At 61.3% G+C, this 14328-nt stretch carries 14 protein-coding genes; 5 read left to right on the top strand and 9 right to left on the bottom strand.

The genetic code is table 11. From position 1 onward, the window contains the following. Positions 1 to 148: 148 nt before the first annotated feature. From JBO08_RS07245 to JBO08_RS07230, 4 genes are all read right to left on the bottom strand, one after another. The gene (locus tag JBO08_RS07245; RefSeq protein WP_083213981.1) at positions 149 to 949 is read right to left on the bottom strand and encodes a trypsin-like serine protease; all 801 of its coding nucleotides are present in this window, start codon (positions 947 to 949) and stop codon (positions 149 to 151) included. 144 nt (positions 950 to 1093) lie between these two features. Then, entirely contained in the window at positions 1094 to 1360 is a 267-nt protein-coding gene (locus JBO08_RS07240) for a hypothetical protein (protein WP_065872976.1), read from the bottom strand. Positions 1361 to 1471: 111 nt separating this feature from the next. After that, a complete protein-coding gene (locus JBO08_RS07235) occupies positions 1472 to 2233 on the bottom strand; it encodes an SDR family oxidoreductase (protein ID WP_065872977.1) in 762 nt (253 codons plus the stop codon). A 29-nt stretch (positions 2234 to 2262) separates the two neighbouring features. Continuing rightward, positions 2263 to 3090: a DMT family transporter gene (locus JBO08_RS07230; protein ID WP_065890931.1), complete on the bottom strand. Its 828-nt coding sequence runs from the start codon at positions 3088 to 3090 to the stop codon at positions 2263 to 2265. A 180-nt stretch (positions 3091 to 3270) separates the two neighbouring features. Between JBO08_RS07230 and JBO08_RS07225 the strand changes: the two genes are divergently transcribed. The 4 genes from JBO08_RS07225 (at position 3271) to JBO08_RS07210 (ending at position 6587) form a co-directional block, all read left to right on the top strand. Further along, positions 3271 to 3417 carry a hypothetical protein gene (locus JBO08_RS07225; RefSeq protein ID WP_175402973.1) on the top strand — a complete coding sequence of 49 codons (147 nt, stop codon included), beginning with the start codon at positions 3271 to 3273 and terminating at the stop codon, positions 3415 to 3417. Between the two features lie 267 nt (positions 3418 to 3684). Next, positions 3685 to 4293 carry a LysE family translocator gene (locus tag JBO08_RS07220; RefSeq protein WP_220074255.1) on the top strand — a complete coding sequence of 203 codons (609 nt, stop codon included), beginning with the start codon at positions 3685 to 3687 and terminating at the stop codon, positions 4291 to 4293. A gap of 339 nt (positions 4294 to 4632) precedes the next feature. Beyond that, positions 4633 to 5613, top strand: coding sequence for a GlxA family transcriptional regulator (locus JBO08_RS07215; protein ID WP_065872980.1), 981 nt, complete (start codon positions 4633 to 4635; stop codon positions 5611 to 5613). 35 nt (positions 5614 to 5648) lie between these two features. Then, a complete protein-coding gene (locus JBO08_RS07210; protein WP_065880571.1) occupies positions 5649 to 6587 on the top strand; it encodes an ADP-ribosylglycohydrolase family protein in 939 nt (312 codons plus the stop codon). A gap of 141 nt (positions 6588 to 6728) precedes the next feature. Here JBO08_RS07210 and JBO08_RS07205 read toward each other — a convergent pair whose 3' ends face one another. From JBO08_RS07205 to JBO08_RS07185, 5 genes are all read right to left on the bottom strand, one after another. Further along, entirely contained in the window at positions 6729 to 7976 is a 1248-nt protein-coding gene (locus JBO08_RS07205; protein ID WP_220074256.1) for an FAD-binding oxidoreductase, read from the bottom strand. A gap of 3 nt (positions 7977 to 7979) precedes the next feature. Then, positions 7980 to 9551 (bottom strand): aldehyde dehydrogenase (NADP(+)), encoded by a 1572-nt coding sequence (locus tag JBO08_RS07200; protein ID WP_065945272.1) that lies wholly within the window; start codon positions 9549 to 9551, stop codon positions 7980 to 7982. A 62-nt stretch (positions 9552 to 9613) separates the two neighbouring features. Beyond that, the gene (locus JBO08_RS07195; protein WP_065945273.1) at positions 9614 to 10561 is read right to left on the bottom strand and encodes a dihydrodipicolinate synthase family protein; all 948 of its coding nucleotides are present in this window, start codon (positions 10559 to 10561) and stop codon (positions 9614 to 9616) included. A 42-nt stretch (positions 10562 to 10603) separates the two neighbouring features. Next, entirely contained in the window at positions 10604 to 11530 is a 927-nt protein-coding gene (locus tag JBO08_RS07190; RefSeq protein WP_065945274.1) for a 4-hydroxyproline epimerase, read from the bottom strand. Between the two features lie 12 nt (positions 11531 to 11542). Continuing rightward, entirely contained in the window at positions 11543 to 13168 is a 1626-nt protein-coding gene (locus JBO08_RS07185) for an APC family permease (protein ID WP_065872986.1), read from the bottom strand. A 190-nt stretch (positions 13169 to 13358) separates the two neighbouring features. Between JBO08_RS07185 and JBO08_RS07180 the strand changes: the two genes are divergently transcribed. Further along, a complete protein-coding gene (locus JBO08_RS07180; RefSeq protein WP_175402974.1) occupies positions 13359 to 14126 on the top strand; it encodes an AraC family transcriptional regulator in 768 nt (255 codons plus the stop codon). The last annotated feature ends 202 nt before the right edge of the window (positions 14127 to 14328 follow it).

Here is a 14328-nt window from a genome sequence, read left to right as displayed (position 1 = left end):
GTCGCAAACGCAGGATTTGGGCGTACGCCTTCATGAGCCAACAGAGCTATTCACCCGGCGCCCGCCATCCCAAGGAAGTGTGTCGCAGTCAACAGGCCTGTGTAAACGTAATATCCCCACGCCTACACAGCCGCCGTAAATCATGCAATCAAGGCGATTCGCTCATTGTTTCACGAATAAAGTCAGCGATCTTCGGGTTGGACAAGCGTGCAATCAAGACGCCTTGACTGACGACGCCCAGTTGCACAAACCCTCTTTTGGGATGTTTGACGAATACAGGGCCACCGGAGTCGCCGCTGTCCGGTATCAAGCCGTCAGCCCCCACACAGAAGGTGTTTTGCAGGTTCACGTTTGGCGCGAGTGATGTGCACAGTGCGTCCGTCATTCTGGGCAAGCGTGCGCGCTGCAGATGGTCCGGATATACGTCGGGGGCTGGGCTGCGCGCCGTGTTTCCCCAGCCGAGGACGGTGGGGCGCTTGATGCGATCCTCAAGCCCTGCTTCGCGTGTCACCGGCGTGATGGACGGGATGTCGGTGATGTCGTGATCAAGTTTGAGCAGCGCGACATCAAGGGTCAGCGAGCGCAGGAATTCAGGGTGAACAGCGATTTGTTGTACGCCGACGGTATGGCCCTGCCGTGTATTGCTCAACAGGGTGCGCCCGAGGATCACCTCGACGTCACCCGGTTGCGTGTTAACCAGGCAATGGGCCGCGGTCAGTACCCATCGAGGTGCGACCAAGGCCGCGCCACAACCGTGACGCTCCAGCGACGTCGTGCCTGACGCTTTGAATTGGAGCGAAGCCATAAACGGGTAGCGCCCATCCTGCGCATCCGCGCCGCCCACGATGGCGAAAGCGGCCATTGGAACTGTCAGCAGGGCGACGACACAGGCTTTTCGCAGGAAGCGGGTTATCGGTTGTAATGCGGAGTAACAGCTACTGTCGAGCATGGCGACCTCTTCAAGGGCTATTGGGAAGAGGTCAAGTAGTCCACGGGCGATGACACCTGCAAAATGAGAAGAGGGCTAAAAAGTTGAGCGATGTTTCTGTGGTTGGATAGCGAAACGTGGACAGAGTCCCCGCACTGCTTATGATCACAGCTGAATCGGGCGATCGTCAGTCCTGACGATCCTCTTGTCTTTGGCCTCATTCGCATAGGCGCCAATTTTTTCCTGTTGCGCCGCCAGCAGCGTGCATATTTTCATCAGCGTCATGGCCTCATCCGGCGTCCTGCCGCTGGCCGCGATAGCGGTCAATTCGACCACCGACCAGCCAATAACCGCCGCCGCATCTTCCAGGTCGTAAAACAATTCCTGCTGGGCAGTCCTGGGCCCATCGAGCCCTTGTATCAGGTCGTCCATTCAGCCCTCCAACCGCTTCAGTTCAAAACCCAAGGCGTTCATCCCGATTTCGGTCAAGTCCGTGTGCTCGACGAGGTAGTGCGTCTTCCACGCCAAGCGTGTGTAAATGCGTCACTTGCCCCCAGTCACATCCAGAAACGTCCCAGTAATAAACGACGCCTCTGCACCGGCCAACCACAGCACGGCCCGCGCCACCTCTTCGGGTTCTCCTCCGCGGCCCATCGGGATACTGTCCTTGACGCGATCAACGCGCCCAGGTTCTCCGCCGCTGGCGTGCATTTCTGTGTAGATGTGCCCCGGACGTACGCAGTTGACGCGTATGCCTTCGCGCGCGACTTCTTTGGACAGCCCGATAGTGAACGTCTCCAGGGCGCCTTTTGACGCGGCGTAGTCCACATACTCATTCGGGCTGCCGAGCCGGGCGGCTCCCGAGGATACGTTGATCACGCTGCCGCCTTTGCCGTTGTGACGAAACGACATGCGTTTGACGGCTTGCTGCGCACACAGCATCGGGCCGATGGCATTGATCGCAAAGATGCGCTGAATGCGGGCGACGTCGAGGTCTTCGAAGCGCGATTGCAGCCCAATGATTGCGGCATTGTTGACCAGTACGTCGATGCGGCCAAACGTCTCGTCGATGGTGGCGAACAGTTGAGCGACTTGCTCCGGGTCTGCACTGTCGGCGCGTATGGCCAGGGCGCGTCGTCCTACTGCTTGTACGTCCGCCACTACGCCGAGTGCGGCGGCCTCGTTGTTGATGAAGCTGATGGCGACGTCGTAGCCCTGCGCCGCCGCGAGCCGCGCTGTTGCGGCGCCGACACCTCGGCTTCCGCCGGTGATCAGGATCAGGGGTGCTGAAGAGACGGTATCCATTTCTTGAACCTTTTATGAGTGGGGGAAGGTCAGCCAATAAGGATCGTGCCGGTGGCAATGACAACGCACGCCAGCACTTTACGGACAGTCAGTGACTCGCCCAGGAAGAAATAGCCGATCAAGGCCGCAAACACCACACTGGTTTCGCGCAGGGCCGAGACGGCTCCCATGGGCGCTTCAGACATGGCAAAGATGACGATGCCGTAAGCCAGGAGCGAGACGAGCCCACCCATCAAGGCGGTGACGAAGCCCTGGCGTGGGGTGAACAGGCTGCGTGCGTCGCGCAGGCCGATGTACACCAGTGGCATCAGTACGCCCCAAAGTGCACACATCCATGCGGTGTAGGCCAGGGGTGCGCCGGACAGCCTTGCGCCGATGCCATCTGTCACGCTGTAGGCCGCTATGAAAAATCCCGTGCCCAAGGCGTAGGGCAAACTGGGGACGGCCAGCTTGCGTTGCTTGAAGGCCAGCGAAATGATGCCGCCCGATACCAATGCGATGCCCAGCAGGGCACTCGTGCCTACGGCTTCACCCGCAAATGCCAAGGCGAACAGCGTAATCAGAATGGGTGAGGAACCACGGGCAATCGGGTAGGTTTGCCCAAGGTCGCCCATCTTGTAGCTGCGCACGAGGAACAGGTTATAACCCACGTGCAGGACGCCCGACAGGACCGCGTAAGGCCAACTCGCCGCGGCGGGTGATGGGAGACTCAGGGCAATGCCAGTACTGACGATGGCAACCGCCAGGCACATCACGGTCATTGACCACAGCCTGTCGTTGCCGGCGCGCAACAACGCGTTCCAGCTTGCGTGCAAGAGGGCGGCGAAGAGAACGAGTAACACAATCGGAAAAGGCATGCGCCATGTTAAGCAACACAGTGACCTGACGGAAGTCAGTTGTTACTCATGGCGTGACGGCACGTTGTACCGTCACGCATACAAACCCTACCATCAGGTTACACGATAGCCGTGACGCACTTCTCCTTGCACTGTCATATCAAACGAGAAGTTAATCTCGTCAAGTAAGAGAGTGATGTCATGAAGTTGAAGTATCTAACCAAGGCGGCTGTTGTCGTCGCGCTGTTGTCGAGCTTGTCGGGCTGCTGGATATTCATGCCGCCGGGTGGTGGCGGCGGTGGGCACGGTGGCGGGCATGGTCAGGGCGGTGGCCCAGGCCCGCGTTAAATCATCAGCGCCGCAGGCAAGTCATGAACAATGGCTTGCCTGTTTTTTTTCCTGCGATAAACCCCAGGCAAAGAAAAGCCCGCGTGGGGAGCGCGGGCTAAAAGGATGTTCATTAGGAGCTGGGTCCACCATAGAGCGTCATCTGTGAAAGGTTTGTGAAAGCGTTGGCAAAAAAGTGTATGCCTCAATCGTGCCGTGGCTGTACGGGGCAGGGGGCTCAATAACCCTCTACTGTCGCAGGCATACCCCCCGTTTGGATGCCGCATCATGTACATGTCTAGCAGTCTGTTGTCAGCGTTCGTGCTGTTCGCCTTTGTGTCTTCGATCACGCCAGGGCCCAATAACACCATGCTGCTCGCCTCGGGGGTGAATTTCGGGTTCCGCCGGTCGATGCCCCATGCGCTTGGGATCAGCATCGGTTTCATGGTGCTGGTGATCGCGGTGGGCCTTGGCTTGGGCGAGGTGTTCAAGGTGTTTCCATGGGCCTACACGCTGTTGCGCTACGTGGGCGCGGCGTACCTGCTGTACCTGGCGTGGAAAATCGCGACGGCGGGCGGCCTGTCCGACAGCAACGATGAGCAGGGCAAGCCCATGACCTTCCTCGGCGCGGCGGCGTTCCAGTGGGTGAACCCCAAGGCCTGGATCATGGCGCTCGGGGCCATCACCACCTATACGCCGGCTGAAGGCTATGTCACCAGTGTGCTGGTGATTGCGCTGGTGTTCGCCGTGGTCAACTTGCCCAGCGTGTGCGTGTGGGTCGGGTGTGGCAGTGGCTTGCGCAGTGTATTGCGTGAGCCGCGCTGGCTAAGACTGTTCAACGGGTCGATGGCCGGTTTGCTGGTGCTGTCGCTGTACCCGATGCTGTTTGCCGGCTGAGTGTCAGACCGGCGAGATGGTCGCCAGCAAGCCAATGCCGATGGTCAACACCAAAAAGCCGAACAGGAAAAGTGCCATCTTGGCCATAAGGCCTCCGCAGAGTGGGTAGGGAATGGGGCCATTGTCCGCCTCACCCGCATTTCAATACAGGCGCAGATAGCAAAGAAAAAACCGTATCAGATGGCCCGACCCCTGTTCTGCCACGGGCTTTGAGCGTTTGCGGTTTTCTCAAGATCAGTGCCTGAGACAGCCAACGCGTTTCCCCCTAAGATGGCGCCCACTGCATCAACAATAAAAGTGGGCCAACCCTCGATGGAAAGACGTCAATTCAGCGGTGGCATGAAAGGCAAGAACCTGCGCTACCTCAATGAAACCCAGCAGCCAGCATCGGTGACCCGTGTCGGCTTCTTGCTGCTTGAGCACTTTTCCCTGCCTGCATTCACCCAGACCCTGGACACCCTCGTCACCGCCAACCTGCTGCGTCCGGAATTATTCGCTTCGCGCACCTTCGGCTGGGACGATGGCGAAGTCAACAGCGACCTGGGCCTGGTGATCCGCCCCGACGCACGCCTCGACGTGGCGGCCCTGCAAGACCTGGAGTTGCTGGTGATCTGCGGCGGTTTTCGCACTGAACTCAAGGCGAGCGAAGACTTCATCCACCTGCTGCGCAACGCCGCCGAACACGGCGTCGGCCTCGCCGGCCTATGGAACGGTGCCTGGTTCCTCGGTCGCGCCGGCCTGCTGCAAGGCTATCGCTGCGCCATTCACCCCGAACATCGCCCGGCCTTGGCGGAAGTGTCCAAGGCTGCCCACGTCACCAGCGAACCTTACGTGATCGACCGCGACCGCCTCACCGCGTCAAGCCCCTCCGGCGCCTTCCATATGGCGCTGGACTGGATCAAGGGCTTGCACGACAAAGCCCTGGTCGAAGGTATCGAAGACATCCTGGCCTTCGAAGAATCCCGCTACCGGCGTATCAAACCCACCGAAAACGTCAGCGTCAGCGCGCCCCTGCGTGAAGTCGTAAAACTCATGGACGCCAACCTCGAAGAGCCCTTGGAACTCGACCAGTTGGCTGTCTACGCCGGCCGCTCCCGCCGCCAGCTTGAGCGGTTGTTCAAGGAACAACTGGGCACCACGCCGCAGCGTTACTACATGGAACTGCGTGTCACCGAAGCACGCCGGTTGCTGCAACACACCGAGCTGTCTCAGGTGGAGGTGCTGGTGGCGTGCGGGTTCGTCTCACCGAGCCATTTCAGCAAGTGCTATAGCTCGTATTTCGGATATCGCCCCTCCAAGGAGAAGCGGTTGGTCAAGTAGAGTTATGCCTGACTCATTTTTTTCAAGGAAGACCTATGCCTCTTACACGTTTGGATCGTTATCGCGGCAGCTTATTGGGCCTGGCGTGCGGTGATGCAGTGGGCACTACCGTTGAATTCATGCCACGCGGCACATTCACGCCGCTCACCGATATGGTGGGGGGCGGGCCGTTCACCCTGAAGCCGGGGCAATGGACTGACGACACCTCAATGGCGTTGTGTTTGGCGGAAAGCTTGGTGCGTAAAGGTGGGTTTGATCCCGCCGACCAGATGGGCCGGTATTTGAACTGGTGGAAGTGGGGCTACTTGAGCTCCACGGGTGATTGTTTTGATATCGGCATGACCGTGCGTTCGGCACTGGCGGCTTTTGAGGCGCACGGTGATCCGTTTGCAGGATCTACTGACCCTTTTTCCGCGGGCAACGGTTCAATGATGCGTCTCGCGCCGATCGTGCTGTTTTACTTTCCAGACCTTCGGCGCGTCGACGATTTTTCCCGTCAAAGTTCCCGTACGACCCATGGCGCCCAAGAGGCAATCGAGTGCTGTGTGGTGTTGGCGCGGGCAATCAGTAACGCCTTGAATGGGGTGCCAAAGGAACAGCTAGCGACCGTCTCAAGCGCCGGTCTTTCTGCGCCAAAGGTTGTGGCAATTGCCCAAGGCGAGTATCGCAACAAAACTCGGGAGCAGGTCACCGGTTCCGGTTACGCCGTGGCGTCGCTGGAGGCTGCGCTTTGGTGCGTACTGAACACAGACAATTTCGCAGACGCTGTGTTGGCAGCCGCGAACCTGGGCGATGACGCCGACACCACCGCTGCCATCGTCGGCCAATTGGCCGGTGCGCATTATGGGGTGCAAGGTATTCCGGCGGGATGGCTGGAAAAGCTCTGGATGCGGGAGGATATTCAGGAAATGGCTGATGCCTTGTTCAAGGTTTCTACTGAACAACGCGCCAATCAAACGGACACGTATCTATAGATACACACGTTTAAATGTCTGCGGGCTTGCTCGCGAATGCGGTGTATCAGTCACAGCGTCAATCACTGACCCACCGCATTCGCGAGCAAGCCCACATTTGCACTGCTTACACTCCATGAATTGTTGTCGGCAATTGATTTTTTAGAATCGGTCCAGGCGATAAGCCTCCAGTGCCGGTGCTGCCGCTCCTCGATTCGGGCTCGCCAACTCCCCAACCAACTCCGCCGTCACCGCCGCCTGCGTCAACCCCAAATGCTGATGCCCAAACGCAAGCAGCACTTTCCCGTCGCACACCCGGTCAATCACCGGCAGCGAATCCGGCAACGACGGCCGGAACCCCATCCACGGCGTTGCACCTTCCGCACTCAGGTCCTGCCTGAACAACCCTTTGCTCAACCGATGCAACTGCCAGGCGCGCGCCATATTCGCCGGGCGGTCGAGGCCGGCAAATTCCACGGTGCCGGCCAGTCGCAGGCCGTCGGCCATAGGCGTCATGATGAATTTGCGTTCCAAGGAGGTGACGGCAAACGGCAGGCGCTGCTGTTCGTGGGGCAGCATGAGGTGATAGCCGCGCTCCGTGTCCAGCGGGACTTTTTTACCGGTCAGTGCAGCGGTGAGTTTGGCTGAGTGGGCACCGCAGGCGACCAGCACCTGCCGTGCGGCGAGCGGGCCTTGGTCGGTGGTGAGTGAGACGCCGTGTTCTTCCACGCGTCCATCCAGCACCTGGCGCTTCAGGAATTGCACGCCACTGGCCTTGGCTGCCTGGACCAGCTCGCACACCACTTGGTAGGGGGCCAGGAAGTGCCCGGTGCTGGGGAAAAACAGCCCGCCTCGGATGTTGTCGCTCAATTGCGGTGCAGCCTGGCGTATCGCGTCGCCGGACCAGAACGCGACGGGCACCTGTTGCGCGTGCATACGCTGTTGCAAGGCATCCAGGGCGTCCCGTGAGTCCGCCCGTTCAAACACCAGCAGCGAGCCCTCTTCACGCAACAACTCCGGGCGCCCGATGCTGTGCAGCAGGCGCTGCCAGGCGCCCAGGCTGCCCTCGTTGAGCACGCGGATACCCGCGACCGTGCGCTGATAGCTGGCCGGGCGCAGGTTCAATAACAGGCGCAGGAACCAGGGCAGGGCGCGCGGCAGGTATTTCCAATCCAGGCGCAGCGGGCCCATGGGGTCGAGCAGCATGCCGGGCAAACGTTTGAGGATCGACAGGTCGGCAATCGGAAACACCTGTTCGGTCGCTAGGTGCCCGGCGTTGCCATAGGAAGCACCCATGCCGGGTTCCTGCTGGTCGACCACCACCACGTGCCGGCCCTGACGCGCCAGTTGCAGTGCACAGGCGACGCCGATAATGCCGGCGCCGACCACTACGATATCGGGATCGGACATGGGCTACGCCTCTCTCTGGCCGTCGAGCAAGCGCCGCAGCAACAACGGGTTGCCGTGCTGGAGCGCGCCGGGCAACAACGCATCGGGGAAATCCTGATAGCACACCGGCCGTAAGAAACGCTGGATGGCTGCCGTGCCCACCGACGTGCTGCGCGAGTCCGAGGTGGCCGGGAAGGGCCCGCCGTGGACCATGGCCTCACACACTTCGACCCCGGTCGGCCAGCCGTTGACCAACAGGCGCCCGGCCTTGCGCTCAAGCACAGGCAGCAGGGCCTTGGCGCTTGGCAGGTCGTTTTCGTCCAAATGCAGGGTGGCGGTGAGTTGGCCTTCCAGGTGTTCAGAAACCTGTCGCATATCTTCGGGGTTGGCGCATGCAACGATCAAGGATGCCGCGCCGAAGACTTCGGCTTGCAGCGGTTCATTGGCCAAGAAATCGCTCGCCTGCGTCACGAACAAATGCGCCTGTCCTTGGTTGGGACCGGTGGCCGCCGGACCTTTCGCAACAACCTTGGCGCGTTCAGTCAAGGCGCCCACACCTGAAGCGTAGGCACTGGAAATACCGGGCGTAAGCATGGTCTGCGCTGCACAGTTCGGCAGTAGATCAGCCGCCCTGCGGATGAAACGATCCAGATCCGGCCCTTGTACCCCAATCACCAGTCCTGGGTTGGTACAAAATTGCCCGGCACCCTGGGTCAAGGAACTCACAAAACCCTGGGCCAATACCTCAGTCCGAGCCGCCAACGCCGCCGGGAACAGGTACACCGGGTTGATCGAGCTCATTTCCGCATACACCGGAATCGGCTCGGGCCGTGCCTGCGCTGCTTGCGTCAGCGCAAGCCCACCGCTGCGAGAGCCAGTAAAGCCGACGGCCTTGATGCGCGGGTCGGTAACCAGCGCAATACCGACCTCACGGCCCGAGCCGTACAGCAGCGAAAACACGCCCTCGGGTAAGCCACACGCTTTCACCGCTTGCGCCACTGCCCGGCCCACCAGCTCACTGGTGCCCGGGTGAGCACCGTGGGCCTTGACGACTACCGGGCAACCGGCGGCCAGTGCAGAGGCGGTGTCGCCACCGGCCACGGAAAACGCCAGCGGAAAGTTACTCGCGCCAAACACGGCCACCGGGCCCAACGCGATGTGGCGCTGACGCAGGTCTGGCCGTGGCAGTGGCTGACGCTGCGGCTGCGCCGTATCTACCCGCACATCCAGCCATTCCCCGGCACGCACGGTGCGGGCAAAGATGCGCAGTTGCCCGCAGGTGCGGCCGCGTTCGCCTTCAATGCGCGCGCGGGGCAGGCCGGTTTCGGCAACGGCGCGTTCGATCAACTCATCGCCCAAGGCTTCGATGTGTGTGGCGATGGACTCAAGGAAGGTCGCGCGGGCCTCCAGTGAGGTTTCGCGGTAGAGATCAAAGGCCGTCCACGCCAATGCGCACGACTGCGCGACATGTTCGCCGTCGCCGCCCAGGTAGGCGGGCTCCAAGGCTGCGTTGGTGGCGGGATTGATCGCCCGGATCGCATCGCGATTGCCGCAAATGAGTTGCTGACCGATCAGCATCTTGCCCGTCAGAGTCATGGAATCGTCCTGGAAAAAAGGTGGGGTTGGCCGCTGCGAGAACCACAGCGGCGCGTAAGGGGTCAGGCGACGTTCTGTTCTGCCGACCAGTTGGCGTACCACTGGCGGAACAGCGCGTACTGATGCTCGGCGTAACGGCGCTGGGCGTCGCTGAGGGCGTCGGTCTCGTTGAAGTGCAGGGCGTAGCCCTTGTCGCCGTTGAGCACCATCAAGTGCTTGTAATACAGCACCAGGTCGCAGCCTTCATCGAACGATGACAACACTGCCAGCGCGGCTTCCAGTTCACGGGCCTGGCGGCGGGCCTTGGCATCGCCCTTGGCGGCTTTTTTGCTCAGTGCCACCAGTTGCAGGACTTCCCGAGGCAGTGCATTGCCGATACCGGTGATGGCGCCGGTGGCGTTGCAGTTGACGAAGCCGTGCACCACCTGGGTGTCGACGCCAACCATCAGCGTGACGTTATCGTCCTGGGAGGTGATGTGTTCGGCTGCGTAGCGCAGGTCGGCACCGCCACCGAATTCCTTGAAGCCGATCAGGTTCGGGTGTTCGCGGCGCAGTTCGAAGAACAGGTCGGCGCGGGTGGCAAAGCCGTAGTACGGGCTGTTGTAGATCACCGCCGGCAGGTCTGGCGCAGCCTTGAGGATTGCCGAGAAGTGCGCCTTTTGCGCGGTGGCGGAGGCGCCTCGGGACAGGACGCGCGGGATCACCATCAGGCCATGGGCGCCGACTTTGGCGGCGTGGGCCGCGTGCGCTACTGCCTCACGGCTGTTCACTGCGCCGGTGCCAACGATAGTCGGCACGCCCGCCGCCACCAGGCGTGCCACACCTTCCTGGCGCTCGGCCTCGGTGAGCAGCGGCCAGTCGCCCATGGAGCCGCAATACACCACGGCACTCATGCCGATATCGATCAACTCGCGGCCCTTGGCGACCAGGGCGTCGAAGTCCGGTTTGCGCTCAGCGGTGCACGGGGTCATCAGGGCGGGGATGCAGCCGGTGAAGATGTTGTCGCTCATTGTTCTAACTCCTGGAGTCGTTCAGTTGAATACGGCCGGGGCTCAGATGCCCCAGGCAAAAGGGTCGCGCTCGTCGATCAGCAAGGTGCTGTCGGCGGTCATGTAGGCGCTGCCGGTGATGAAGGGGCGGATACGCTCGCCGTCCCATTCGTAGCGCGCTTCGAATTGGCTGCCGGTGATGCTGGCTTGTGTCCAGGTTTCACCGGGCGCGAGTTTTCCATCGGCGGCCAGGCAGGCCAGCTTGGCGCTGGTGCCGGTGCCGCAGGGTGAGCGGTCGTAGGCTTTGCCGGGGCACATCACGAAGTTGCGGCTGTCGGCCAGGTCGTCGTCGGCGAACAGTTCGATATGGTCGATCAGCGCGCCGTCTTCACCGTGGATGCCCTGGTCTTCAAGGGCCTTGAGCATTGTCCAGGTGTAATCGGTCAGCGCGTCGACGTTGTCCATCTGCAACGTCTGGCCGTGCTGCGACACCAGGAAAAACCAGTTGCCGCCCCAGGCGATATCGCCGTAGACCACGCCATGGCCCGGCACGTCCACCGGCACCCGTTGGCGAAAACGGTAGGCGGGCACGTTGCGCAGGGTCACGCTGGCGTCCTCGTGCAAGGTTGCCGCAACCGGGCCGACCGGCGTGTCGATGGTATGTACGCCGGGCTGGATGCGCCCCAAGTGGTGCAGGGACGCGACCAGGCCGATGGTGCCGTGGCCGCACATGCCGAGGTAACCGGCGTTATTGAAGAAGATCACCCCACACACCGCGCCAGGGGTGACGGGCTCGCAGTACAGCGCACCGACCAGTACGTCATTGCCACGCGGCTCCAGCAGGCAGGCGCGGCGCCATTGATCGTGCTCGGTGCGCAGGTGCACTCGTTGTTCGGCAATGGTGTCGCCGTTCAGCGCAGGGAAGCCGCTCATGACCAGGCGCGTCGGTTCGCCGCCGGTGTGGGAGTCGATCACATGCAATCGTTTCATAAAACGCTCCAATCAATGGGTGGCCGGGGTGAGCGGGGCGTGGGTGTGGGGCTCGTCCACCGTCTCGCTTTCATCGTCTTCGGTCTCCAGGCGTACCAGGTGCGCTGGTACTCCGGTGGCAGCCCCCCAGTAGTAAATGCCCAGTGCGCAGACCGCGACTACCGCAGTGTCAAACGGATGGCTGATGACACCGATTCCGCCAAAACTGCCGAGCTTGGACAGCAGGATGGTCACCGCGTAAAAGCCGATCAGCCAGGCTGAAGAGCGCACTTGCTGTTTGAGATTGAGGTGCGCGGTCGGCACCCAGCGGGCACACAGCAGGTACACCACGAACATCAGGATTTGCAGGCCGAGCAGCCAGGAAACGGTGCTCCAACCGGACCAGTACACGATCAACGCGGCGATGATGAACGACAGCGGGCCGAGCACCGCCATGCCTTTGACGCGGAACGGGCGCGCCATCTCTGGTGCATTGCGACGCAGCGCGGCGACGGTGACAGGGGCGACCGCGTAGCTGAGAATCAGCGCCGCGGACACCACATTGATCAGCGCTTCCCAGGACGGAAACGGCAGGGTCCAGAACACCGACAAGCCAAAGGTCAGCCACAGTGCCGGGCGCGGAATGCCGGACTTCTCATCGATACGCGTGAAAACCTTGAAGAACGTACCGGTCTGCGCCCAGCCATACACCACCCGTGGGGTAGCGTTCATGTAGATGTTGCCGCAGCCGCTGGGGGAGATCACCGCATCGGCTACCACCAGGTACGCCAACCAACCCACACCCAGCGCCAGGGCGATATCCCGATAAGGCAGCGCCAGCTCCTTGCTGATCCCGGCCCAGCCGTTGGCGAGCATTTCCGTGGGTACGCCACCGAGGAATGCGGTTTGCAGCAGCACGTAGATAGCGGTCGAGAGCAACACCGAGAGGATCAACGCAATGGGGATCGTACGTTGCGGGTTCTTCACTTCACTGGCCACCGAGATGATCGGCGTAAGCCCCAGATAGGCAAAAATCACCCCGCCGGCCGACACCGCCATCTCGATGCCCGACAGGCCAAACGGTGCGAAACCCTGGACCTGGAAGTTCGCCGGCTTGAAGAAGGTGAACAGCACGCCAATCACCAGCAACGGCACGATGAACTTGAACACGCTCACCAGGTTATTGGCGATGGCAAAGGTTTTTACGCTGCGGTAATTGAGCACGAAGAACAGGCAGAGCAGGGCGAATTGCACCAGCCAGCCCAGGGTGGTCGGGTCGCTTGAGCCGACCTTGGTCAGCTCGGGAAACCACGCCGCGGCGTATTGACGCGAGGCAACCACTTCGATGGCTACCAGGCTCGAGAACGCGATCAACGTGATAAAGCCCATCAAATAGCCCAGCAGCGGGCCGTGGGAGTAAACCGGGTAGCGCACCACGCCGCCGGCGCGGGGCAATGCAGCGCCCAGTTCGCAGTACACAATGCCCAGCAGCAGCACGGCGAAACCACCGATAAGCCAGGAAATGATCCCCGCAGGCCCTGCGATTGCAGACACATGACTGGCCGCGAATAACCAGCCCGAACCAAAGATGGCCCCCAGCCCGATAAAGGTGAGGTCCATCAATGAAAGTTGTTTCTTGAACTTGCCTTGACCTGACATAGCGTCGCCTTCTTGTGAGTTATTGGATAGGCATGCAGTGGCCCTACAGTGAACTCATGAACGGCGGCGCGATTGATGTTTTTTACCGGCATCGATGACGAAATCAGCACAGTTTGCACCGCTCGACAGCGCCCTGGGCATCGGGCAATCTGCTACGCATCGAGGCAATTTTCGGGGGAGGGGGACAGTCATGATGCAGAGCGCGTTTGCGACCCTTTGCCAAGGGAGCGAGGCGAATCGCCCCCACACCATCGAGCACTTATTGGCCGGTGTGATGCAACTATTGCCGATGCTGGATGTGATTCCCAATGCGGCGATTTTCATCAAGGACACCCAGGCCCGTTACGTCCTCGCCAACCGCACCCTGGTGCAACGCTGCGGCCTCAAACACCTGCAACCGCTGCTGGGCAAGACCAGCGCTGAAGTCTTCCCCGCGCAATTGGGACCGGGTTACACCGAACAGGACCGGCGTGTGCTCGAGCAAGGCTTTGTGCTGGAAGACCAGCTTGAATTGCACCTGTACGGCACCCGCGAACCCGGCTGGTGCTTGACGCACAAGTGGCCGTTGTACAACCACGCCGGCGCGATCATCGGCCTGGCCGGCATCTCGGTCGACCTGCAAACCGCCAGCGAAAGCCACCCGGCGTACCAACGCCTGGCCGCCGTGGACGCGCACATCCGCGCGCACTTCAACCGCCGCGTCACCCTGGGTGAGCTGACGCGCATCGCCGGGATTTCAGTGGCGCAGCTGGAGCGTTACTGCAAACGCGTGTTCCATCTGACGCCCCGGCAGATGATCCAGAAAGTGCGCCTGGAGCACGCGCATCGGTTGCTGCATACCGACATGCCGATTACCGAGGTTGCGTTGCAGTGCGGCTATACCGACCACAGCGCGTTCACCCGCCAGTTCAAGGCCTCGACGGGGTTTACGCCGAGGCAGTATCGGGAAACCCGCTAAGTCTGCGGACGGTACTTATCTGCGCCATCGCAGTGTCAATATCTCCCCCCCCTTTTGAGCATGCAGGCGCAACTTGTAGTGAGCGGGCTTGCCCCGCGCTGGGGGGCGAAGCCGCCCCGGTAAAGACACCGCCGTATTCCAGATACAACCGGGTCGCCTGGTTTGGGGCGGCTTCGCCACCCAGCGCGGGGCAAGCCCGCTC

Origin of the sequence: Pseudomonas sp. LAP_36 (genome assembly GCF_019456785.1) — a bacterium.
GTDB lineage: Bacteria > Pseudomonadota > Gammaproteobacteria > Pseudomonadales > Pseudomonadaceae > Aquipseudomonas > Aquipseudomonas tritici.
This window is presented reverse-complemented; position numbering and strand designations above follow the sequence as displayed.